Origin of the sequence: Buttiauxella cochleicola (assembly GCF_021283185.1) — a bacterium.
In the GTDB taxonomy this organism is placed as follows: domain Bacteria; phylum Pseudomonadota; class Gammaproteobacteria; order Enterobacterales; family Enterobacteriaceae; genus Buttiauxella; species Buttiauxella massiliensis.
On sequence record NZ_JAJSOS010000002.1, the window covers coordinates 221,276 to 244,265 of the forward strand.

Here is a 22,990-nt window from a genome sequence, read left to right on the forward strand (position 1 = left end):
TATTCTTAGCAAGCTAACCATGTTGAGGCTGAGCAATTTTAATCTTAATGTGCATCCGATTCAGCCGGTTGCCAGACTTCGGCATTTTTACGGCGCTGAAGCAGATAACCCAGCATGGCCAGAGCAATTGTTACCAGCATGACACTGGTGGTAGTCAGCAGTGGTGTAGCGACCAACCACGACACCATCAAACTTGCCAGGAAGCACAGGCCCAATTGCAGCGTGTTTTGCAGCGCAGCTGCTTTACCCGTGGCTTGCGGGAAAGGCAACAGTGCGGAAGCAACCACGATTGGGTAAATCGCACCGTTGGCAATCGCCATTACACAGAACGGAATCAGCAATAACGTGAGTGTGGCGTGGCCGCTTACCGCAACCGCCCAGGTGCCGAAAATGCTCAACGTATATAACGCCAGCAACCACGGCAGCATTTGCTTGCCTTGCCATTTTTGCAGTGCGCTACGGCAGCCGTAACCACCAATCAGGAAGGCGATAGTTTGCGGCACATAGCTCAGGCCAATCGCCGCCGGGCTGTAACCCATATCGTTCAGAATAAACGGAGAGCCGGTCAGCCAGGCAAAGAAGCTGGCAGAGCAGGCTGCGTAAATCAACACGTTGCCGCTATACACACGAGAGCGCAGTAACGACATAAAGCTGACTTTATTGTCTTCTGTTTGCGGATGATGCTGGGTACGTGGTTTCAGGCGCAGAGTTGGAATCATCAGCACCAGCGTGATGGCAAACAGTGTGGCGAAAATCGCCTGCCAGTCAAAGTGGGTCAAAATCCAGCTACCCAACAGTGGAGCCAGTGCCGGAGATAGACCAACCAGCGGCATAATCGTTGCAAAAATGCGATTTGCGCGGTTTGCCGGGTAGTAATCGGTCACCAGTGCCTGCCAGCTTACCGCGGCAGAACAAACACCAACGGCCTGAACGAAGCGCAGCACCAGCAGAGCAGTGGCACTTTCTACCCACAACATTCCAATACAACCGACGGCGAACAGACTTAGACCGGCCAGCAAAACTGGTTTACGTCCGAAATGATCTGACAGCGGCCCCCACATTAACTGGGCAAACGCAAAGCCCGCAAGGAACAGGCTCAGGCTCGCACTGACTGCGGAGGCATCGGTCTGTAAATCTTGCTGAATGGCTGCGAAAGCAGGCAGATACATGTCTGTGGCAAGGAAGCCCAGAACACTTAATCCAGCCAGCCAGATAAGAAATCCTTTTGATGGTTGCATAATTTTCTCTTGTTTTATCTTGCAGGTTGATCGCTGCGAGAGTGTACGGAGTGCAAATAGGCTTGTGAAACGCTAATATTTGTAGGTTGCGTTCAAAAAATTTGTGAGCAGAGAAATGTGGTCAGAATATTCGCTGGAAGTGATAGATGCGGTAGCGCGCAATGGCAGCTTCAGTGGTGCAGCACAAGAGTTGCACCGCGTGCCGTCAGCTATCAGTTATACGGTACGGCAACTGGAGGATTGGTTAGCGGTTCCGTTATTCGAACGTCGCCATCGTGATGTTGAATTAACCCCCGCTGGCGTCTTTTTCCTGAAAGAAGGCCGTTCTGTTATCAAAAAAATGATGACGACACGGCAGCAGTGTCAACAGATCGCAAATGGATGGCGCGGGCACCTGGCGATTGCAGTCGATAACATCGTTAAACCTGAACGAACACGTCAGTTAGTGTTGGATTTTTATCGTCATTTTCCGGATATCGAACTGCGTATCTTCCAGGAAGTGTTTAACGGCGTGTGGGATGCGCTGGCTGATGGGCGAGTTGAAGTCGCGATTGGTGCGACACAAGCTATTCCCGTCGGGGGGCGTTATGCGTTCCGCGATATGGGGACGTTGAGTTGGCGCTGTGTGGTGTCATCAAATCACCCGCTGGCACAGCAGGGCGGAACCTTAAGTGATGATGATCTACGGGCCTGGCCGTCGTTAGTACTGGAAGATACTTCCCGCTCGCTACCGAAGCGCATTACCTGGCTTTTGGATAATCAGCGTCGAGTTGTGGTTCCAGACTGGGAATCTGGCTCTGATTGTCTTAGCGCGGGTTTATGTATTGGTATGGTGCCACTGCATATAGCAAAGCCGTGGTTAGCTTCGGGGCAGTGGAGTGAGCTGACGCTCGATAACCCATTCCCGGACGCGGCATGTTGCCTGACATGGCGGCAAAATGATGCTTCGCCAGCTTTGGCCTGGCTGTTGGAGTATTTGGGGGATAGTGAGACGATGAATCAGGAGTGGTTGCAGGAGCCTGCTTAGGCAGGCTCCATTGACTGTTTTTAGCGACGATAATCGCGGAATGGACCATCTGCCACTGAACGGCGTTCAATTAAGCGTGGATGTACTTCAATCGACTGCGACTCTTCGCGTTTATTGACGATTCTATCCAGCAGCATATTGAATGCTGTTTCACCCAGTGAATCCTTCGGCTGATGAATAGTGGTCAATGCCGGTGAGAAGTAACGCGCGTTACGCACGTTGTCGTAGCCGATAATGGAAATATCTTGCGGCACGCGTAAACCCATTTCATCAGCAGCACAAATTGCGCCCATCGCCATAATGTCACCGCCGCAGAATACCGCGGTAGGGCGATGAGACTGGCCAATTATCTGCTGCATGGCGCGGTAGCCTGACTCAGGTTCAAAGTCACCCTGCACAATCCAGTTCTCAGGAATAGCGATACCAGCTTCTTCCAGCGCTTTCATAAAACCAGCATGGCGGCCGCCACCGGTATTACGTTCCATTTGACCGGGAATTGCACCAATTTCGCGGTGACCACGCTCAATCAAATAACGGCCAGCCAGATAGCCACCGTGGAAGGCATTATCGACAACGGAGTCGGTGAAATCCGCGCGGGCTTCGCCCCAGTCCATCACAACCATTGGGATGTGACGATACTCTTCAAGCATAGTCAGTAATGATTCCGGGTATTCAGAACACATCACCAACAGCCCATCGACGCGTTTTTGCGCCATCATGGATAAATAGGCGCGCTGTTTTTCGAAATTATTGTGCGCATTACCCAAAATCAGGGTGTAGCCTTTTTCAAAGCAGCTATTTTCGACAGCTTCGATTATCTCGGCAAAATAGGGTGCTTCGCTAGAAGTGGCTAGCAAACCAATCGTTTTGGTGTGATTAACTTTCAAGCTACGTGCGACGGCGCTAGGCGAATAATGCAATTGTTTAATTGCTGCCCAGACCGCATTGCGTGTTTCTTCCGCCACAAAACGGGTCTTGTTAATCACATGTGATACGGTTGTAGTGGAAACGTTTGCGAGCTTCGCTACGTCCTTGATTGTCGCCATTAAATTTCACTCCGGGCCATATCGTAAACCCCTGATAACCAATGTGTTAAACGTTTGCGTACGCTAACTCCTGAGGCAACGTTAAGGTTGCAGGTATGCCGGGATTGCGACATAAAACGGGAGGAGGGCGTTGAATAGATGGTACGCAACAAATTAGCGTGGGATTTTGGCCTATCCTGGAGAAAAGTGAAAGAGGGAAAAGCGATATCAGGTTAAAACCAGGGGGATTTTTATGTCTGATTGTGGGAAAATCAATCCGACACACCGATTGTAGGGTAATAAAAGGAGTTTGCTAATGAGTACCGATCTGAAATTTTCAATCATGACCACGGTTGTTGTTTTGGCACTGATTGTGTGTGGCGCGTTAACCGCCGTACTGCATTGATACATCGCTCTGATTAAAATGGGCCGCAATCGCGGCCCATATCTTTTTGGTTTTATGCTGCCAGATTCTTAGCAACAAACTCCCAGTTCACCAACGCCCAGAAATGCTCAAGATAGCCAGCACGAGCATTGCGGTAGTCGATGTAGTACGCATGTTCCCACACATCCACAGTCAATAACGGTGTTGCCGCTGTTGTTAATGGGGTACCCGCGTTTGAGGTAGAGACAATCGCCAGAGCGCCATCTTCTTGTTTGACAAGCCAGGTCCAGCCAGCGCCAAAGTTTTTAATAGCCGCATCAGTGAACTGCTGTTTAAACTCAGCAAAGCTCCCAAACGACTTATTAATGGCTTCCAGAAGCTCCCCAGTTGGTTCACCGCCTGCATTTGGTGCCAGGCAATTCCAATAGAAGGTGTGGTTCCAAACCTGAGCTGCGTTGTTAAACACGCCACCTTCGGAAGTACGAACGATCTCTTCGAGAGTTTTACCTTCAAATGCGGTGCCCTTAACCAGATTGTTCAGGTTAGTGACATAGGTTTGATGGTGTTTACCGTAATGGTATTCCAGAGTTTCGGCGGAGATATGCGGTGCTAAAGCATCTTTTGCATATGGTAGTGCAGGTAGTTCGAACGACATTGCTGACTCCTTATTACCCTTCATACTTCGAGCCGCATCTTTGTTGGCTGCGATGCAACTCGAATTAATTTGGGTATCTATTGTTAAACATCACTTTTAGTGCGGGTTTAGGGTAACAAATTGAAAGGATAAGCAAAAGAGGGAACTCACCTGCCCAGGGAAGGGCAGGCGTAGGTTTTCTAATAAGAGTGTTTAACGAATGGTTTTAGGGGTCATAACGCGTTTGGCACCGACATAGTGGCGCTGCCAGTAGTCTTCGCTCAATGAGGTGATCTGGATATCCTGCCCGGTACGCGGTGACTGAATAAATTTACCGTTGCCCACGTACACGCCAACATGGTCAGCGGTGCCTCGACCTTGGGTGCGGAAGAAGACCAAATCGCCAGTTTCCAATTCCCCACGATCTACAGATGAGGCATCACGCAGGTGATACATCTCATTAGCGGTACGAGGAATACGGAACTTCACTAAATCTTTGTATGCGTAGTAAACCAGACCACTACAATCGAAACCGGTAACCGGCGAGGTGCCACCCCAACGATACGGTTTACCAATCTGGCCCATCAATTTATTCATTGCCGTTTTTTGTGCTTTTTGCACACGGACTTTATGCGCCGCAGCAATCGTCGTTGGCTGCTCTGATTTAACTTTTACACAATGCGCTTTATGGCCTTTACGCGGCTTGCTGCATTTTTCGGTGAAAGTAACAGGCTGAGCTTTTGCGAGCTTAGAAGTTTTATTGCGGGAGTTTTTTGCAAGATTCTTTGTTTTAGCGCTGCTGGCATTTTTGGCGGTTTTACTTTTTGCGGCAGTTGCTTCTTTTTTCTTGCTGGCTGTTTTGACTGAGGTGGTGCTTTTTTTGCTGGCGGTGGTGGTTTTACTCTTACTGCTCTTTTCTGTGCTCTTCGTTGTGCTTTTCACAACGTGCGCTTTTTGCGCAGCCACGGGACGAGCGTGCTCAGACGCCTGCGTCAATGGTGTATACGGCAAGGTAAATAGCAGAGCACAGAGCGTGATAGAAATTTTTGTTATCCGCGCCACTCGACAATCCCCTGGTGAAAATGAATGCATGAGAAAAACCATCATGCCCGTGTATGATTTTGCGAAACCCGCCGATTCTAATCTATTAACCACGATAAAGTTAATAACCTTTTACTATTCGCCTTGCTGTTTCGTTACCGGACGCAAAAAAATTAACCAAACTAATGGTTGTAAGGCTATTTATTGATCAGGCATAGGGTCATTTGCTGATTTTCAGTGGCGGGAAAAGTGTTATTCTTAATACATGTTGTCCCTCCATCGCGTATGACAGAAAAACCCTTTAAAAAATGGTGTTTTCTGGAGAGGGCGTCAATCGCTACAATGGCAGACTAATGCCAGTACTTGGTTTGAGGAAGCAAGCAATGAGCACTATTGAAAAAATCCAACAACAGATTACTGAGAACCCAATTCTTCTTTATATGAAAGGTTCTCCGAAACTGCCTAGCTGTGGCTTCTCCGCCCAGGCTGTGCAGGCGCTATCCGCTTGTGGTGAGCGTTTCGCGTATGTTGATATTTTACAGAACCCAGACATCCGTGCTGAGCTGCCAAAATACGCTAACTGGCCTACTTTCCCGCAGTTGTGGGTTGATGGTGAACTGGTTGGCGGCTGCGACATCATTATTGAGATGTATCAGCGTGGCGAGTTGCAGACACTGATTAAAGAATCTGCTGCCAAACACAAATCTGAAGAGCCAGACGCAGAGTAATTTGCAACTGGACTAAGTAATTGCCAGAAATAAAAAAGCGACTTATCAAAGTCGCTTTTTTTATGCTCAGGATTCGGGGTCCGCTGGCAGCGGTAAAGGCCAGCCGCCTAAACGTTTCCAACGGTTAACGATTTCGCAAAAAAGCTCGGCGGTTTGCTCAGTATCATATAGAGCCGAGTGCGCCTGGCTGCTGTCAAATGGCATGCCAGCGGCGATACATGCTTTGGCGAGCACCGTCTGGCCCAGTGCTAACCCGCTTAGTGCGGCAGTGTCAAAGGTCACAAATGGATGGAACGGGTTACGTTTTAATGAAGCACGTTCTGCCGCTGCCATCATAAAGCTGTGATCGAATGTCGCATTATGGGCGACCATGATCGCGCGGTTACAACCGCTGTCTTTAATGCCTTTGCGCACCATTTTAAAAATTGCGTGCAGCGCGTCATATTCACTCACTGCACCACGCAAAGGGTTATGCGGGTCGATACCATTAAAGGCCAGCGCTTCAGGTTGAAGAATTGCGCCTTCAAAAGGTTCAACATGGAAATGCAGGGTTTCGTCAATCGATAACCAGCCGTCTTGATCCATCTTTAAAGTGATGGCTGCGACTTCAAGTAAAGCATCGGTTTTAGCGTTAAACCCGGCGGTTTCAACGTCAATGACTACCGGATAAAAACCACGAAAACGGTCGCACAGGCTATGCAGTTGCGTGTTGTCAGACATCAGGATCTCTTAATACGGGGAAAAAGCAGCGCGCATTATGGCAAATTTTAACAAGGGAAGCTAACGGGCGCAGAGAGCACCCGTAACAGGATATTAATTACCCAACCCTTTACCTGCGTCTTTGCTTTCGATCAGCTCAATTTTGTAGCCGTCTGGATCTTCAACAAAAGCGATAACGGTGGAGCCGCCTTTTACCGGGCCAGCTTCACGGGTGACATTGCCACCGTTTTTACGAATACGTTCGCAGGCTTCAGCCGCGTCATCAACGCTCAGAGCGATGTGACCATAAGCATTGCCTAAATCGTAGCTATCGGTGCCCCAGTTATAGGTCAGTTCGATAACCGCTTCTTCGGTTTCCGGGCCGTAGCCAACGAATGCCAGAGAGTATTTGTATTCAGGGTTTTCACTGGTACGCAGCAGAGTCATGCCCAGCACGTTAGTGTAAAATTCGATGGAGCGTTGCAGATCGCCGACACGCAGCATGGTGTGAAGTAAGCGCATATTTACAAAATCCTCTTAGAATTAAAGGGTTAATTTCTAAATGTGAGGTAAGTATAGCGGCGAACTAGCGCCGCTATCAATGAGAGGGGTCTATAAAGTCGGGTAGTCGGTATAACCTTCTGCACCACCACCATAGAAAGTTTCAGGGCGCTGGGCGTTGAGTTCTGCATTGTGATGCAGGCGTTCAACCAGATCCGGGTTAGCAATATAGTCACGGCCAAAGGCTACTGCGTCGATTAGGCCTTTCTCGATTAATGTTTCGGCTTTTTCTGGCGTGTAAGCACCAGCACCGATGATCACACCGTTAAAGCGGTCACGTACTTTCTGACGGAACTCTTCGGTATAAGGTTGACCACCAGCCCAGTCTGGTTCAGACATGTGCAGATACGCGATGCCACGTTTGTTCAATTCTTCAATCAGATACAGTGCATCAGCTTCTTCGTTCGGGCCGTTATCAACATTCTGGAAAGAACCGATTGGTGAGACGCGAATACCGATGCGATCGGCACTCCACTCTTTGCGTGCAGCATCAACCACTTCTAATACCAGACGTGCGCGGTTTTCGCGGCTGCCACCGTATTCATCGGTACGATGGTTAGATGTTGGTGACAGGAATTGATGCAGTAAGTAACCGTGTGCAGAGTGTAATTCGACCATATCAAAGCCAGCATCACGTGCATTACCTACAGCCTGGTGGAAGTCATTCACAATACCTGGGATTTCATTAAGCTCAAGAGCACGTGGCATTGAGGTATCGACGCGAATGGCATGGCCATTTTCATCACGTAATGAGGTGCGCGTTCCGGCAGAAATTGCAGATGGCGCAACCGGTGCTTGCTGGTCTGGCTGAATACTGGTGTGGGAGATACGGCCGGTATGCCACAGCTGTACTGCAATACGACCGTCTGCGGCGTGGACGCCTGCGGTAATTTTCTTCCATGCTGCGATTTGCTCATCGCTATGCAAGCCTGGAGCGCCTTCATAGCCTTTAGCCTGCGCTGAAATTTGCGTTGCTTCGCTGATAATTAACCCAGCACTTGCACGCTGACGGTAGTACTCACCCATCAATGGCGTTGGAATATCGCCAGGCACAATGCTACGCAGGCGGGTTAATGGCGCCATAAAGATACGGTTAGGCGTGGTAATCGCGCCGACTTTCAGTGGAGTAAATAATTTATCTGCTGACATATAAAACGCCTCTAATAGACCGGTCGTCTACTATTTGATTAAATAAAAAGCCTGTCAGGAGAAAGGCTCCGCTAATAATTGAGTTACGTGGGCGAGGGCGCATTCTAGCGGTACCGCGCTACGTGAAATCTTCGCCTGAAGACTTGCTCCTAGCCACAAAGCATAAATTACCTGGGCCTGGCTTAACGCTGAGCCGGTTAATTTCAAGCTTGATTCGGCATCACCTTTTTCCAGTGCATCTGCAATCTGGGAGACAATTTGTGCGGCACCTTTGTTCAGGGCCGCGCGCATATCTTCTGAAAGATCACACACTTCAGCCGAAAGCTTTACCGTTAAACAACTGATCAAGCTGCCGTGCTGGCAAAACCATGTCACCGTTTCCTGGTACCAGGCCAGCAATTTTTCTCGATAATTACCGCTATTGTGGGAAAAGTGCTGCTGTAAACGCAGGTTGTAAGCAGTGTAGTAACGCTCAAGCATCGCCACGCCAAATGCTTCTTTTGACCGAAAGTAATGATAAAACGAGCCTTTCGGTACTTCAGCTGTGCTTAACAGCTCGCTCAATCCCATGCCAGTAAACCCACGTTGCAGACAAAGCTGCTCGCCGGTAGCAAGGAGGTGTTCACGAGTGTCATGTTCAGGATGTCTGTTCATGGGGAATACTGTAATAGACCAGTCGGTCTAAGGCAAGGCTCAGGCGGCAGAATTTTCCTGCCGCCTGAAGGGTCAGGCTTTACGGCATGTGGCAATAATATCCATATCAGATTGATATTCTGAGGTTTTAATATCCATCATTCCCAGCAGCGTTGAGAAAATATTATCCTGAGAAACTTGTTCAGCAGCTTTCTTTGCCAGGCAATCAGCATTGACGGCAAAATTTTGTTGGTAATCTTTCGATAGCCAGAACAGGAACGGAATGTGCGTTTGCTGTGAAGGGGCCAGCATATATGGCGTGCCATGCAAATAAATACCGTTTTCACCCAGTGATTCACCGTGGTCGGAAAGATAGACCAGTGCGGTATTGAATTTGTCGCCATGTGCGTTCAATTCATCGATGGTGCGGCTAACAATATCGTCGGTATACAAAATGGTGTTGTCATAGGTATTGATGAGCGACTGGCGATCGCAGTCCTGAATCTGGTTACTGTCACACGTTGGTGTGAACTTGCGGAATTTATCCGGGTAGCGGCGATAGTAGGCCGGGCCATGGCTACCCATCAGGTGCAATACAATGACGGAATCTTGCTGCAAACCATCCAACACGTTACCAAAACGATGCAAAATCGCGTCATCCCAGCAGGATTTGTCTTTGCACAACGCGTCTAAATTCCATTGGGTCATATCGGTATGCGGGATACGGTCACAAGCCCCTTTACAACCGCCATCATTATCACGCCATAGCAGATTGATTCCTGCATGTGCCATGACATCAAGCAACCCTTCCTGGTGACGAGCCAACGATGCATCGTAATTTTTGCGTGGCATATTAGAGAACATGCATGGAACGGAAACAGCCGTTTCGGTACCGCAAGATGATGCATTAGGGAAATAAATAACGTCGCGTTTTTTCAGTTCCGGATTGGTATCACGAGTGTAACCATTCAGTGAATAGTTTTCAGCGCGCGAGGCTTCCCCCACAACAAAGACAACAACGGTTTTCTTTTTCTGTTGGCTAATCAAGGTGCCTTTTTTCGCATCTTCACCAATTTTTACCAGCGTTTGATCGCCGGCAAACCAGCGAGTCAAGCTGTAGCGGCTTATCGCGCTAATGTAGTTGGCAGGTGTCACCATTTTCACCACGCCTTTGTTGTTACGGAACAGTGAGGCGTAGTCTTTATAAAATACGGATGCGACAAGAATAATGATCAGCAGGCCAGCTAAGACGCCTACCAATCGAGTCAGGAGGGTATACCACCAACGTGAAGGTTTGATTTTGATTGATGCAAGGATGAGCGCAGGCACGATGCCCGCAAGGCTGAGCCAAATAAGCAACTGTGGTGTAACCAGTGCTACAGCTTCCTGGGAGTCGGTTTCAAAAACGTTCGTCATCATGTTTTTGTCGATGACGGCGCCGTAGGTGTACATAAAATAGTTACTGGCAGCACAGCCAATTATCAGTATCACCAGCACAGGCTTACGCAACCACGGCAGGTTAATCATGCTGAAAATAGTCAACCAGGCGCTGAATAACACCACTGGTACAGAAATTGCGAAGAGCCAGCTATGGAAGGAAACTGGAGCAATGATTTCCCAGGTGCGTTTTATGAACAAGAAATTGATTAAAGTGAAGAAGAGTGCACAGCAAATATTAAACTTAGAATCGTTACACTGTAACTTTTTCAGGGATTCCATAACAGCCATAAAAGATCATAAAGAATGCGCATAGACTAATAAATAAAGATTAGGTGAACCTTAGTTTCAAAAAATTCATTCATATCTTTGTTTGCGGGACAAGCACTAAGAATATTTACCGCACCGCTTGCAACATTTTATTTGTCGGACTTCAATTGAAGCAATGCTACGAAAGAGGTGTGAGGGTGTCTGAACAGTTAGAATTCTTCCCGATTCAAAGCCCGTGTCGTGGGATCTGCCAGTCAGATGAACGCGGTTTTTGCCGTGGCTGTATGCGCAGCCGTGATGAACGATTTCAGTGGCAGCAATTAAGCGATGGGCAAAAACAAGACGTGCTTCGGTTATGCCGCCAGAGATTGATGCGCAAATTACGCGCAAACAAGCCTGATTCCCCTGAAGAACCGCAACAACCCTCACTTTTTTAATTCCTTGATGCCGTTATACTCAGTCGCAGAATTCGTTTACTACTGAGGACAGGCTTTATGGTACAGCGCATTACGATTTCCCCGCAGGGCCCAGAATTTTCACGCCTGGTCATGGGGTATTGGCGTTTGATGGAGTGGAACATGTCCGCGCCTCAGCTAGCCAGCTTTATTGAAGAGCATGTCGATTTAGGAATTACTACTGCCGATCACGCCGATATTTATGGCGGTTATCAGTGCGAAGCGGCATTTGGCGAAGCGATGCGCCTGGCGCCACATTTGCGTCAGAAAATGGAAATTGTCACCAAGTGTGGTATTGCCACCACGGCAAACCCGGGACACGCACTGGGTCACTACATTACCGATAAATCACACATCATCAGCCAGACTGAAAAATCGCTTGAGAATCTGGCAACCGATTATCTCGATCTTCTGTTGATCCACCGACCTGATCCTTTGATGGATGCTGATGAAGTTGCAGAAGCCTTCACTTCGCTGCATCAGAGTGGAAAAGTGCGTCACTTTGGCGTGTCTAACTTTACACCTGCGCAGTTTGCTTTGTTGCAATCACGTTTGCCTTTCACGCTTGCGACCAATCAGGTAGAAATCTCCCCAGTACATCAGCCTGCTATTCTCGACGGTACGCTGGACCAATGCCAACAGTTGCGCATTCACCCGATGGCATGGTCATGTCTGGGTGGTGGTAGCCTGTTTAACGACGAGGCGTTCCAGCCGCTGCGTGATGAGCTGCAAGCCGTCGCAAATGAAATCGGTGCGGAAACTATTGAACAGGTAGTTTACGCATGGGTGATGAGATTGCCGTCTAAACCGTTGCCAATCATCGGTTCCGGTAAAATTGAACGCGTGCGTTCAGCGATTCACTCCTTAAGCCTCGATATGAGCCGCCAGCAGTGGTTCCGTATCCGTAAAGCTGCGTTGGGTTACGACGTGCCATAACCCACAAAAACAGTTATCTCCCGGAGGATTCAACTTGTCTGACCTATGCTTAACAGGTTGAACGTGAATCCGGGAGTTAATATGAAGCGAATAAGTCTGGCTTTTTTAACGTTGTTTAGCTGTGCGGCTGTTCAGGCTGCGAGCACCGAAGTTCAAATGAATCTCGTCACGCCTAAAGGGATTGGACATTCTCTTGGTACCGTGAAAATCACCGAAACCGACAAAGGGCTGGTCTTTGCACCCGATCTTAGAACCCTTCCTCCAGGCGAACATGGTTTTCATGTTCACACCAATGGCAGCTGTGAACCTGCAATGAAAGCTGGAAAACCTTCAGCTGCAGAGGCTGCTGGTGGCCACCTGGATCCTGATCACACTGGGAAACACATGGGGCCGATGGGTGTTGGGCACCTGGGTGATTTGCCTGTACTTGTGGTCGATAATGATGGAAGCGCTACCGAACCGGTCACCGCACCTCGCCTGAAAACACTTGATGAAATAAAAGGCAAAGCGCTTATGGTGCATGTTGACGGCGATAATATGTCCGATCAACCTAAACCACTTGGTGGTGGTGGAGCACGTTACGCTTGCGGCGTCATTCAATAAAATCAGTGGCTACCTGCCAGAGTTCCGGCAGGTGGCGCCTGTTCCAGCTGTGAAAGTGAGCAGTAGAGCCGCCAGATAATTCCCGCAAGCTCTCGTGCTGCCGGATTGTGATGATGTGCGAGCGTCTCAGACATTCGCTGCAATTCCTGTAACGTGGCTGCTAACGAGCGTTGTTGTACTCCGCGCTCACTCATGACATCCCTCAAGGTATGAATACACACATCGCGCACTTGCGAGAGCGGGTCGGAGCGTGTTTCCCATACTCGTAATTGCCACACCACATGAGAACAATTGAGTAAAACCACTCCCCAGCGCAGCAACCAGCGGCGCGCCACGTCATCTTTACTGTTACTCAATTGGCTGATGTGGTGATAAACCAGCGATTCGAACTGGTTCTCAGAGTGTTGCGGCTTACGGCTTAACTGATCGACAAAACCGCGCCGCAAGGCACGAATATGACGGCGGCCTTTGCGTGTATCTGAGCCCGGGCGAAGCACAGAAAACGCAACCCAGGAAAGACCTACACCAATGACTTTTGCCAGATTGTCATTGAGGAAGTCAGCTAAGTCATAAACCGGTGGATTAGTGACGGCGATAAATGACCCCATAAAAACAATTAATTGCCCCCACAGCCCGGCAAACTTAGGTTGTTGCAGTTTCAGCAGTTGCATTGTCGCCAGCAACGGCAGCAGGAAAACCAGGAATTGCCAGAGATCGGTAATCTGTACCATCAGGCCAAATTTGACCAGGAAGCTGAATAATGACAGCCATAGCAAGGTGCGCATCAGTAGCGTAAGTGAGTTAAGCGGTGAGGCGACCGACGAATAGAGCACGCAACTTATCGCGGCCAACGACAACGCGCCACTCCCGGCGTCCCATTGAGTGTTAATGCACCATGCTCCGGTTACGGTTATCACGCAAAAGGTACGTAACGCGCTCCACAATGCTTCGGTATTATCGGTATGACGTGCCAGCGGCGGCGTTTTGGGCGGAGTGAGTTCTGAAACCGGGGTGGCATTTTCCAGTTCACGCAACCAGCGGCTACTGTTCAGATACAACCAACAGAAATACCGTAAACGCAGCCAGAATGCCTGATGACGGTAATCAGCTTCGGGGCCTGGGGCAATCTGTTGCAACAGCCGGGCAACGGTATATTTATGGGTGCCTTCCCGCGCCAGTTCATTAATCAATGCTTCAAGAACCGGCCACAGGTTTTCCGGGGGATTTGGCCAGTTCATTAGCATGCGTCGAAGGCTTGAGATTACGCTGGTCAGACGTAATTGTTGATGGATTAGATAATTGAGCAAATTATTCTGGCGGCGGAAGCGGTAATGGCTCCAGAACGCCTGAATTCTCAATAGATTCATGGTTAGAATCTGCCCAATAACACCTTCGTGCGCAGTTCGAATGGCATCTGTGGTTTCTGGTTTCCATAACATTGATGCGTGCTCTAACAACCGGGCATGCATATTTCGCAACGCACTAAGAAGGGTGGTGCCATCTGAGGTACTGGGCAGTACCATCATCATAAATCCACCACACAAAATTCCGACAATTACCTCACAAACACGCGCCTGAGTGATGTCCCAAAGCTGGGTTGTTTCGACGGTATTGACCATCGGGAAAGCGATGATCGCAGCGGTGTAGCCCGCCAGCATAAAAGCATAGGCTACGTTGTTCTGGAAATGGCTGGAGCTCCATGTGCACAGTGCGAGCCAGGATGCCATCGCAAAGGTAAACAACCAGGGGTCGTTGAGTGTGTTTCCCGCAATAATCAAAGAGGCCATTGCGCCAATCAGGCTACCGGCGACTCGTCCGAGACTTTTACTGACCACGCCACCGACAGTGGGGAAACTGACGACCGCCGCGGAGGTCATCGCCCAATAAGGTTCATCTAAATCCAGGTAGTAAGCGATGGTTAATGCGAGGCACATCGCAATGGCATTACGCAGGGCATAGCGCCATTGCCCGGCGTTTGCTTTTCCCCAGGGCGTATTTTTCCATGCCAGTGACGAGAGTTTCATCGCTGGATTCAGTGTTTAATTGAAACGGTGCAGGTGGTACCGGAAACCAGCGTAATACCTTGCGGGATTTGGTTTAGCTGAATGCGTACCGGCACACGCTGAGCAAGGCGCACCCACGGCACATTGGGTTTGATATCCGCCACCAGATCGCTATCGCTTTCAACACTTTGGTCATAAATGGCACGGCCAATACTTTGCACTTTGCCTGATAACGGTACATGCCCGCTATAGAGAACAATTTCTGCTAGATCACCGGGTTGAATATGGCGCAGTTTGGTTTCTTCAAAATAACCTACAACATAGAAAGAATGACTGTCGACCAGCGCAAATACGGGCTGTCCTGCGGTCGCATAATTACCAGTACGTGTTGACAGATTGGTTACCCAGCCATCAACAGGTGCGGTAACTGTTGTTTGAGAGATCTGCCATTTCGCCTGTTCAACAGTAGCTTCAGCGGCTTTTACCGCAGCTTGCGCGGCTTTGACATTAATATTTGCCGTGTCCATATCTTCTGCGGAAATGTAGTTACGCGGCAGATTTTTGCGGCGATTCGCTTCATTGCTGGCTTTTGATAATTCTGACTGAGACTGAGCTAATTGCGCTTGGGCATTGAGCTGCGCGATGTGGTAGGGCGTAGAGTCAATGGTGAAGAGAATGGTTCCCGCTTTGACGAACTGGTTATCTTCGATATTCAGCTGAGTTATCGTTCCGGACACCTGCGGCGTGATGCTGACTTGCTCCGCACGGACTTTCCCGTCTCGCGTCCAGGGGGATTGCATGTAATAATTCCATAACAGCCAGCCAACAATGAGGGCTGCCGCGAAAATCACTAGCGTGGAAAAGTACTTTATTGTTTTCATATTCATGCTTTACCACACCACCAGAATTATAAGGCCTGCACTAACTGACAGCGAGAATAATGACAAATCCATTAACGTTGGATGCCAGATCTCGCCGGAGTACATCCAGTCACGCAGCAGATGATGCAAAATTAGCCAGATAAAAAAGCCGACGATAACCGCTTTAAAAAGAGGAGGGAAATAGATAGAAGCGCCAAACACCAGGTCCTGAAGAGGTAGGCCTGATGTTAAAAAATTGAAGCTCACGTCAGATAATCCTTTAAAATACCGGGAAGACTGCCGTTTCCCCAGACTTAGATGTAAACTAAAAGTATAGCTGGTTGCATAACATCAGCAAAAATAAGGATTTTGTTTTTTCAAGTAAAGCCTGCACAATAGTTTAAAATCAGTATAATAAGTTAGCAAGCTAATTATAAGGAGATGAAATTGGAATCGCCATTAGGATCAGATCTGGCACGGTTGGTGCGCATTTGGCGTGCTCTGATTGACCATCGCCTGAAACCTCTGGAATTGACACAGACACATTGGGTAACGCTGCATAATATTCATCAGTTGCCGCCCGAGCAGTCGCAGATTCAGTTGGCCAAAGCGATCGGCATAGAGCAACCGTCACTGGTCAGAACGCTTGATCAACTCGAAGAGAAAGGGCTGATTTCTCGTCAAACCTGCGCGAATGACCGTAGGGCAAAACGCATCAAGCTCACTGAGCGTGCTGAGCCTATCATCAACGAGATGGAGACGGTTATCAAGAAAACGCGCGAGGAAATTTTGTTAGGTATCAATGCTGAAGAGCAGGCGCTGTTGCTTAATTTGATAAATCGGCTGGAAAAAAATATCGTTGATTTGCAGACGAAAGAATAAGTTGTTTATTGTAAGCCTCATCATTCGGTGAGGTTTTCTGTTTTGATTATTTGGCTGGCAAAGAAGCGAAGAGGGGTGACCTGTAAACAAGTCACCCTTCATAATTAATTTGGCGAAACGGTTACCTGGCTGCCGTTGCTGGCAAGTCTTACACGTTGGCCCACAGTAAATTTGGTATCACCTTGTTTCTGAACGACCAGAATGGTGTTGCCATCGTCCTTACGGATTTCCAGTTCCACACCCTGAGTTTTGTTCATCGCACCCTGAACACTCTGACCCGCTACTCCACCTGCCACTGCGCCCGCAGCGGTCGCCAGTGAACGACCTGTACCGCCACCAACAGTATTACCCAGGAAACCACCCAGCACAGCGCCACCAATTGCGCCCATCACATTTGAATCGTTACCGGCCTGAATCTGAACCGGGCGAGCAGATACCAAAGTACCATAAGTGACGCTTTGTACTTGTTTAGCATCAGAAGCGCTATATACGTCGCCTGAAAGTGAGCTGGTATTAGCGCAACCAGCCAGAGTTAACCCAACTAACGAGACTACCAGTATACGTGAAATCATTTGTGACTCTCCTGAACACTTGAAACGCTCAACTGAGCATCCTTCATGGCTAAATTATATGGTATTTAGGTGCTGAATTTAAAATAAGTTCAGACTATTAATAGCATTCATATTAGAAAAGCCTCACTTAACCGAGCATCAACCATTCATAAATTAAAGTGACTGCGGCATTAATACCTATTTATAGAGTATTTTTGTTAAAAATTATTAAGTAACCATCGCATAGAATGCTAGTTTATGGTTGAGTTTATCCCCAATTTGGTAAGTCGAAAGGAGTAACAGATGAAATCAGGGCGTTATATCGGTGTGATGTCAGGCACCAGCCTGGACGGGATTGATGTCGTTCTGGCCGCGATTGATGAACATCTTGTTGCACAACAGGCAAGTTACAGCCATCCCATTCCTTTAGAGATAAAAAAAGCCATTCTGGCCATTTGCCAGGGGCAGCCATTAACCCTTTCTCAGCTCGGCCAACTTGATAATCGCCTTGGTAAATTATTCGCTGAAGCTGTTCAGACATTGATGAACAACCAGGGGCTTACCTACACCGATATCACCGCGATTGGCTGCCATGGGCAAACCGTCTGGCACGAGCCACAAGGTGAAGCTGCGCATACCATGCAAATTGGGGATAACAATCAAATCGTTGCGCGAACAGGCGTCACTGTGGTTGGAGATTTCCGCCGTCGGGATATGGCTTTGGGTGGGCAGGGCGCTCCACTGGTGCCTGCATTCCATCATGCTTTACTGGCGCATCCTTCGGAGCATCGCATGGTGCTAAATATTGGCGGGATCGCCAATCTCTCTCTCCTGATCCCTGAACAGCCAGTACGAGGGTTTGATACCGGCCCAGGAAACATGCTTATTGATGCGTGGATCTGGCGCCAGCGTGGCAAAGCGTATGATAAAGACGCTCAATGGGCGAGCAGCGGCAAAGTCATTCTCCCATTATTGCAGCAGATGCTTAGCGATCCATATTTTGCCATGCCTGCGCCAAAGAGCACTGGCCGTGAGTATTTCAATTATGGCTGGCTTGAGCGCCAGTTAGCCGCATTCCCGGGGCTTGCCGGAGAAGATGTCCAGGCAACGCTCACAGAGCTGACTGCCGTCACTATTTCAGAGCAAGTATTGCTGAGCGGCGGTTGTGAGAGGCTGATGGTATGCGGTGGTGGAAGCCGTAATCCATTGTTGATGGCTCGTTTGAGTGGGTTGCTGCCGGGTATCGAAGTCACGACGACTGATGAAGCAGGAATTAGCGGTGACGATATGGAGGCGCTGGCGTTTGCCTGGCTTGCTTATCGCACTATGTCAGGTCTGCCTGGAAACTTGCCTTCGGTAACCGGGGCGTCTGCAGCAAGCGTGATTGGTGCAATTTTCCCTGCCAACCCGCTGTACTTAGCCTAAATTGTTCGAGCGGGTGAACGTCGCCAATAAAAAGGTAACTTGAATTATGATGAACATAATCAGAGTTAACTGAAATTCACTACCGCACTAAATCTCTAAACTGAAGGGAATGGGGGACGTTATTATCCCCCGCTATAAAAAAAAGAACTTCAGGACATGCAGATGAAAAAACTACTTATTGCCGCCATTCCCTTCATGCTTTCAGGATGTAGCTACTACAACACCTTTGTTGAGAAGATGCAGACGGACACTCTGCAATATCAGTGTGATGAAAAACCGCTTACCGTTAAATTAAATAACCAAAAGCAGATGGTGAACTTTGTCTATGACAACGAATATTTGTCGCTGACACAAGGGTTGTCTGCATCAGGTGCGCGCTATACCGATGGTGTTTACGTATTCTGGTCTAAAGGTGATACCGCAACGGTGTACCGCAAAGACACGGTTGTGATGGATAATTGCCAGTTACAAAACCCGAAACATTGATACTCTTCATACTTCAGGTTGCAGGGACGTTCGCTGCGCTTACTCACCCCAGTCACTTACTCAAGTAAGCTCCTGGGGCCTCGTTCGTTTGCCGCCTGCCTGCAACCTGAATTATTTTGAGTAGAGATTTTTGAGGGTGGAGCGCACAATAGCTCCACCTGACAATTGCCTGACGTAAAGCCATGTCTGATAACGACTCTTTGCAACAAATTGCGCACTTGCGCCGCGAATACACCAAAGGTGGTTTGCGCCGCAATGATCTTACCGAACAACCTCTGCCATTGTTTGAGCGATGGTTAGCTCAGGCATGTGATGCAAAACTTGCCGACCCTACCGCAATGGTCGTGGCAACCGTTGATGAAACCGGCCAGCCGTATCAGCGCATTGTGTTGCTCAAACATTTCGATGACCGTGGTTTGGTTTTTTACACCAATCTCGGCTCCCGCAAAGCACATCATCTGGAAACTAATCCGCGCATCAGCCTGCATTTCCCGTGGCATATGCTGGATCGCCAGGTGATGGTACAAGGCACAGCGGAGCGTTTATCGACTCTTGAAGTGATGAAATATTTCCACAGTCGCCCGCGTGATAGCCAGATTGGCGCCTGGGTTTCAAAGCAATCCAGCCGTATTTCCGCGCGCGGTATTCTGGAAAGCAAATTCCTCGAACTGAAACAGAAATTCCAGCAGGGCGAAATTCCATTACCGAGTTTTTGGGGCGGTTATCGCGTAACAATCGAGCAAATGGAATTCTGGCAGGGCGGTGAACATCGTCTGCACGATCGTTTTTTATACCAGCGCGATGGTAGTGCCTGGAAAATAGACCGCCTGGCCCCATAACATCGGGAATTTGTTGTGTTAAGCGCTGGCACTCCTGCTGTCTGCGCTTTATTCTATGTCCCCTAAGAAATTAACTTCTTTCGCCACCAGGCGAAAAGCCGTGTACCGGTATAGGTGCAGTCGTATATAGATGGAGAATTTGATGGCAGGCATCAATTTGATAAAACAATTGCAAGAGCGGGGCTTAGTCGCCCAGGTAACGGATGAAGAAGCGTTAGCACAGCGACTGGCGCAAGGGCCAATTGCGCTGTATTGCGGCTTCGATCCTACCGCTGACAGCTTGCACTTGGGCCATCTGGTTCCACTGCTGTGCCTGAAACGCTTCCAGGAAGCGGGCCACAAACCGGTTGCGCTGGTAGGTGGTGCGACAGGTCTGATTGGCGACCCAAGTTTTAAAGCGGTTGAGCGTAAGCTCAACACTGAAGATACCGTGCAAGAGTGGGTGGAAAAAATCCGCCGCCAGGTTGCACCGTTCCTCGATTTCAACTGTGGCGAAAACTCAGCGGTTGCTGCGAATAACTACGACTGGTTTGGCGGCATGAGCGTGCTGACCTTCCTGCGTGATATCGGTAAGCACTTCTCTGTTAACCAGATGATCAACAAAGAAGCGGTGAAGCAGCGTCTGAACCGTGATGACGTGGGCATTTCTTTCACCGAGTTTTCCTACAACCTGCTGCAAGGTTATGACTTCGCCTGCCTGAACAAGCTGCACGGTGTGGTGCTGCAAATTGGCGGTTCCGACCAGTGGGGTAACATCACCTCTGGTATCGACTTAACTCGCCGTCTGCATCAGCAACAAGCGTTTGGTCTGACTGTGCCGTTGATTACTAAATCAGATGGCACCAAATTCGGTAAAACCGAAGGCGGCGCAGTATGGCTTGATCCGAAGAAAACCAGCCCGTACAAGTTCTACCAGTTCTGGATCAACACCGCTGACTCTGATGTGTATCGCTTCTTGAAATTCTTCACCTTCATGAGCCTCGAAGAGATCGATGCGCTGGAACAAGAAGATAAAAACAGCGGTACCGCTCCTCGTGCGCAATATGTGCTGGCTGAACAGGTCACTCGTCTGGTTCACGGTGAAGAGGGTCTTGAAGCGGCCAAGCGTATTACCAGCAGCCTGTTTAACGGCAACCTGAGTGATTTGACCGAAGCTGACCTTGAGCAACTGGCTCAAGATGGTGTACCGATGGTTGAAATGGATCGTGGTGCAGATTTACAACAAGCTCTGGTTGACTCCGAACTGCAACCATCTCGTGGCCAGGCGCGTAAAACCATCGCGCAAAATGCTATTACCATCAACGGTGAGAAGCAGTCTGACCCAGAATATACCTTTGCTGATAGCGATATTCTGTTCAATCGCTACACCTTGCTGCGCCGGGGTAAGAAAAATTACTGCCTCGTTTGCTGGAAGTAATTAAGAAAGACCAGAAGGGCGTGGGAAACCACGCCCTTTATTTTTGTCCGATTTGTTTACACACAACCAGAACCAATATCGTTCCATCCGAGTAGAAAAATGAAAAACATCCTTGCCATCCAGTCCCATGTGGTTTTCGGTCACGCAGGCAATAGTGCCGCCGAATTCCCGATGCGCCGTCTGGGCGCTAATGTATGGTCACTGAACACTGTCCAGTTCTCCAACCATACCCAATACGGAAAATGGACGGGCAGCGTGATGCCTGCCAGCCACCTAAGCGACATTGTGCAAGGAATTGCGGACATCGGGCAGCTTAAACGTTGCGATGCGGTGTTGAGTGGTTACCTTGGCTCTGCTGAGCAGGGCGAACATATTCTTTCTATTGTTCGTAAAACGAAAGAGGCCAATCCGCAGGCGAAGTATTTCTGCGATCCGGTAATGGGCCATCCTGAAAAAGGCTGCATCGTCGCCCCAGGTGTTGCCGAATTCCATACGCGCTACGCATTACCAGCCAGTGATATTATTGCTCCAAACCTGATCGAGCTTGAGATCCTGAGCGGTCATGCGGTTAACTCCGTTGACGAAGCGGTTTCGACTGCGAGAGAACTCATCGCGAAAGGCCCGGAAATCGTGCTGGTGAAACACCTTGCACGTGCGGCATATCAGCAGGATCGCTTTGAGATGTTGTTAGTGACTGCAGACGAAGCCTGGCATATTCACCGTCCGCTGGTGGATTTTGGCGATCGTCAGCCCGTCGGCGTTGGCGATGTGACCAGTGGTCTGCTGTTGGTGAAATTGCTGCAAGGTGCAACGCTTCGTGAGGCTCTGGAGCATGTTACTGCTGCGGTTTACGACATTATGGTCGTGACGAAGAAAATGGAAGAGTACGAACTGCAACTGGTTGCGGCCCAAGAAGGCATTGCGAAACCAGAGCATTATTTCACAGCTGTGAAGCTTTAACACACAAACGCCCTCAACAGAGGGCGTTTTCAATTACGGACGCGTTAAATCCCTTCAGCTGTTAAAGCCGCCGCAACTGCCGGACGCGCTTTCATTCGCTCCATAAACGCATCAATATTGCTTAGCCCTTCCAGATTGAGTTTCAGCGCCTGCGCCCAGCGCAGCACGGTGAACAGATACGCATCCGCCACGCTAAAACGCAGACCCATCAGCCACTGTTTGTCATTCAGCTCTTCATTGACGTACTTGAATTTCTTCTCAAGTGCTGCGCGAGTGAGGGTTTTAAAATCATCTGGCGTTGCAGGGTTGAACAACGGGGAGAAACCTTTATGCAGTTCTGTCGCGATGTAGTTCAACCATTCCAGCGTGTGGTAGCGCGTCATGCTACCTGAAGGGGCTAGTAACTGGCGGTCAGGCACTTTATCTGCCAGATACTGCACAATCGCTACGCCTTCGGTGAGCAGCGATCCGTCATCCATCAGCAGTGCTGGAACCTGGCCTTTGGAATTGACCTCAAGATAATCACCGCCGTCTTCGGTTTTCTTCGCCGCTAAATCGACTTTCACCAGGGAGAAATCAACACCGGTTTCGCGCAGGATAATGTGTGGGGAGAGGGAACAGGCACCAGCTTTATAATACAGTTTCATTACTGAACTCCTATGGGGCGCTAAGATACCCTATGTTAGTGCGCATATGGGCAAAAAAAAAGCCGTTAGCGATAAAAGCTAACGGCTGAAAATAACATG

General features: G+C 49.0%; 26 protein-coding genes. 12 read left to right on the top strand and 14 right to left on the bottom strand.

Features of this window, described 5'->3' with window-relative positions; all coding sequences use genetic code 11:
• Nucleotides 1-44: 44 nt before the first annotated feature.
• Nucleotides 45-1,238, bottom strand: coding sequence for a purine nucleoside transporter PunC (gene punC, locus LVQ76_RS03940; protein WP_232921051.1), 1,194 nt, complete (start codon nt 1,236-1,238; stop codon nt 45-47).
• A gap of 115 nt (nt 1,239-1,353) precedes the next feature.
• Between punC and punR the strand changes: the two genes are divergently transcribed.
• Complete coding sequence (gene punR, locus LVQ76_RS03945) at nt 1,354-2,265, top strand: DNA-binding transcriptional activator PunR (RefSeq protein WP_064511769.1); 912 nt, start codon at nt 1,354-1,356, stop codon at nt 2,263-2,265.
• A 20-nt stretch (nt 2,266-2,285) separates the two neighbouring features.
• Here punR and purR read toward each other — a convergent pair whose 3' ends face one another.
• Nucleotides 2,286-3,311, bottom strand: a complete 1,026-nt coding sequence (purR, locus tag LVQ76_RS03950) for an HTH-type transcriptional repressor PurR (RefSeq protein WP_154148953.1) — start codon at nt 3,309-3,311, stop codon at nt 2,286-2,288.
• 295 nt (nt 3,312-3,606) lie between these two features.
• On the opposite strand from purR, the gene cydH reads away from it, so the two are divergent.
• Complete coding sequence (gene cydH, locus LVQ76_RS03955; protein WP_034455366.1) at nt 3,607-3,696, top strand: cytochrome bd-I oxidase subunit CydH; 90 nt, start codon at nt 3,607-3,609, stop codon at nt 3,694-3,696.
• A gap of 52 nt (nt 3,697-3,748) precedes the next feature.
• Here the strand turns inward: cydH and sodB are convergent, their stop codons facing one another.
• A complete protein-coding gene (gene sodB / locus LVQ76_RS03960; RefSeq protein WP_034455367.1) occupies nt 3,749-4,330 on the bottom strand; it encodes a superoxide dismutase [Fe] in 582 nt (193 codons plus the stop codon).
• A 192-nt stretch (nt 4,331-4,522) separates the two neighbouring features.
• Complete coding sequence (locus tag LVQ76_RS03965) at nt 4,523-5,371, bottom strand: C40 family peptidase (protein WP_232863548.1); 849 nt, start codon at nt 5,369-5,371, stop codon at nt 4,523-4,525.
• A gap of 362 nt (nt 5,372-5,733) precedes the next feature.
• On the opposite strand from LVQ76_RS03965, the gene LVQ76_RS03970 reads away from it, so the two are divergent.
• Nucleotides 5,734-6,078: a Grx4 family monothiol glutaredoxin gene (locus tag LVQ76_RS03970; RefSeq protein ID WP_232863549.1), complete on the top strand. Its 345-nt coding sequence runs from the start codon at nt 5,734-5,736 to the stop codon at nt 6,076-6,078.
• A gap of 66 nt (nt 6,079-6,144) precedes the next feature.
• On the opposite strand, the gene rnt is transcribed toward LVQ76_RS03970, so the two are convergent.
• The 5 genes from rnt to eptA form a co-directional block, all read right to left on the bottom strand.
• A complete protein-coding gene (rnt, locus tag LVQ76_RS03975; protein ID WP_151995854.1) occupies nt 6,145-6,798 on the bottom strand; it encodes a ribonuclease T in 654 nt (217 codons plus the stop codon).
• Nucleotides 6,799-6,891: 93 nt separating this feature from the next.
• Nucleotides 6,892-7,299 (bottom strand): lactoylglutathione lyase, encoded by a 408-nt coding sequence (gene gloA / locus LVQ76_RS03980; protein ID WP_064511763.1) that lies wholly within the window; start codon nt 7,297-7,299, stop codon nt 6,892-6,894.
• 90 nt (nt 7,300-7,389) lie between these two features.
• Nucleotides 7,390-8,487 (bottom strand): alkene reductase, encoded by a 1,098-nt coding sequence (locus tag LVQ76_RS03985; protein WP_232921052.1) that lies wholly within the window; start codon nt 8,485-8,487, stop codon nt 7,390-7,392.
• A gap of 54 nt (nt 8,488-8,541) precedes the next feature.
• On the bottom strand, nt 8,542-9,141 hold the full coding sequence (locus LVQ76_RS03990) for a TetR/AcrR family transcriptional regulator (protein WP_232921053.1): 600 nt from the start codon (nt 9,139-9,141) through the stop codon (nt 8,542-8,544).
• Nucleotides 9,142-9,213: 72 nt separating this feature from the next.
• Entirely contained in the window at nt 9,214-10,839 is a 1,626-nt protein-coding gene (eptA, locus tag LVQ76_RS03995; RefSeq protein ID WP_232921169.1) for a phosphoethanolamine transferase EptA, read from the bottom strand.
• 185 nt (nt 10,840-11,024) lie between these two features.
• Here eptA and LVQ76_RS04000 point away from each other — a divergent pair, with 185 nt between their 5' ends.
• The 3 genes from LVQ76_RS04000 (at nt 11,025) to sodC (ending at nt 12,821) form a co-directional block, all read left to right on the top strand.
• Nucleotides 11,025-11,264: a DUF1289 domain-containing protein gene (locus tag LVQ76_RS04000; RefSeq protein WP_232863552.1), complete on the top strand. Its 240-nt coding sequence runs from the start codon at nt 11,025-11,027 to the stop codon at nt 11,262-11,264.
• Between the two features lie 57 nt (nt 11,265-11,321).
• On the top strand, nt 11,322-12,218 hold the full coding sequence (locus tag LVQ76_RS04005; RefSeq protein ID WP_232863553.1) for an aldo/keto reductase: 897 nt from the start codon (nt 11,322-11,324) through the stop codon (nt 12,216-12,218).
• An 81-nt stretch (nt 12,219-12,299) separates the two neighbouring features.
• Nucleotides 12,300-12,821: a superoxide dismutase [Cu-Zn] SodC gene (sodC, locus tag LVQ76_RS04010; protein ID WP_232921054.1), complete on the top strand. Its 522-nt coding sequence runs from the start codon at nt 12,300-12,302 to the stop codon at nt 12,819-12,821.
• 2 nt (nt 12,822-12,823) lie between these two features.
• Here the strand turns inward: sodC and LVQ76_RS04015 are convergent, their stop codons facing one another.
• From LVQ76_RS04015 to LVQ76_RS04025, 3 genes are read right to left on the bottom strand one after another with little or no spacing between them, the layout of a single operon-like run.
• Complete coding sequence (locus LVQ76_RS04015) at nt 12,824-14,845, bottom strand: FUSC family protein (protein WP_232921055.1); 2,022 nt, start codon at nt 14,843-14,845, stop codon at nt 12,824-12,826.
• 8 nt (nt 14,846-14,853) lie between these two features.
• Nucleotides 14,854-15,711: an efflux RND transporter periplasmic adaptor subunit gene (locus LVQ76_RS04020; protein ID WP_232863555.1), complete on the bottom strand. Its 858-nt coding sequence runs from the start codon at nt 15,709-15,711 to the stop codon at nt 14,854-14,856.
• Between the two features lie 3 nt (nt 15,712-15,714).
• On the bottom strand, nt 15,715-15,951 hold the full coding sequence (locus LVQ76_RS04025; protein WP_232921056.1) for a DUF1656 domain-containing protein: 237 nt from the start codon (nt 15,949-15,951) through the stop codon (nt 15,715-15,717).
• A gap of 174 nt (nt 15,952-16,125) precedes the next feature.
• On the opposite strand from LVQ76_RS04025, the gene slyA reads away from it, so the two are divergent.
• Complete coding sequence (gene slyA, locus LVQ76_RS04030; protein WP_232863556.1) at nt 16,126-16,566, top strand: transcriptional regulator SlyA; 441 nt, start codon at nt 16,126-16,128, stop codon at nt 16,564-16,566.
• Nucleotides 16,567-16,670: 104 nt separating this feature from the next.
• Here the strand turns inward: slyA and slyB are convergent, their stop codons facing one another.
• Nucleotides 16,671-17,138 carry an outer membrane lipoprotein SlyB gene (gene slyB, locus LVQ76_RS04035; protein WP_064511755.1) on the bottom strand — a complete coding sequence of 156 codons (468 nt, stop codon included), beginning with the start codon at nt 17,136-17,138 and terminating at the stop codon, nt 16,671-16,673.
• 282 nt (nt 17,139-17,420) lie between these two features.
• Here slyB and anmK point away from each other — a divergent pair, with 282 nt between their 5' ends.
• The 5 genes from anmK to pdxY all read left to right on the top strand — a co-directional run bounded on the left by anmK (nt 17,421) and on the right by pdxY (nt 22,244).
• Nucleotides 17,421-18,542, top strand: a complete 1,122-nt coding sequence (gene anmK, locus LVQ76_RS04040; protein ID WP_232921057.1) for an anhydro-N-acetylmuramic acid kinase — start codon at nt 17,421-17,423, stop codon at nt 18,540-18,542.
• Nucleotides 18,543-18,704: 162 nt separating this feature from the next.
• A complete protein-coding gene (mliC, locus tag LVQ76_RS04045) occupies nt 18,705-19,028 on the top strand; it encodes a C-type lysozyme inhibitor (RefSeq protein WP_232863558.1) in 324 nt (107 codons plus the stop codon).
• 182 nt (nt 19,029-19,210) lie between these two features.
• Nucleotides 19,211-19,867, top strand: a complete 657-nt coding sequence (gene pdxH / locus LVQ76_RS04050) for a pyridoxamine 5'-phosphate oxidase (protein ID WP_232863559.1) — start codon at nt 19,211-19,213, stop codon at nt 19,865-19,867.
• A 142-nt stretch (nt 19,868-20,009) separates the two neighbouring features.
• On the top strand, nt 20,010-21,284 hold the full coding sequence (gene tyrS / locus LVQ76_RS04055; protein ID WP_232863560.1) for a tyrosine--tRNA ligase: 1,275 nt from the start codon (nt 20,010-20,012) through the stop codon (nt 21,282-21,284).
• A 99-nt stretch (nt 21,285-21,383) separates the two neighbouring features.
• On the top strand, nt 21,384-22,244 hold the full coding sequence (gene pdxY, locus LVQ76_RS04060; RefSeq protein ID WP_151995868.1) for a pyridoxal kinase PdxY: 861 nt from the start codon (nt 21,384-21,386) through the stop codon (nt 22,242-22,244).
• Between the two features lie 44 nt (nt 22,245-22,288).
• Here pdxY and gstA read toward each other — a convergent pair whose 3' ends face one another.
• Nucleotides 22,289-22,891 carry a glutathione transferase GstA gene (gene gstA / locus LVQ76_RS04065; RefSeq protein ID WP_232863561.1) on the bottom strand — a complete coding sequence of 201 codons (603 nt, stop codon included), beginning with the start codon at nt 22,889-22,891 and terminating at the stop codon, nt 22,289-22,291.
• Nucleotides 22,892-22,990: the final 99 nt, after the last annotated feature.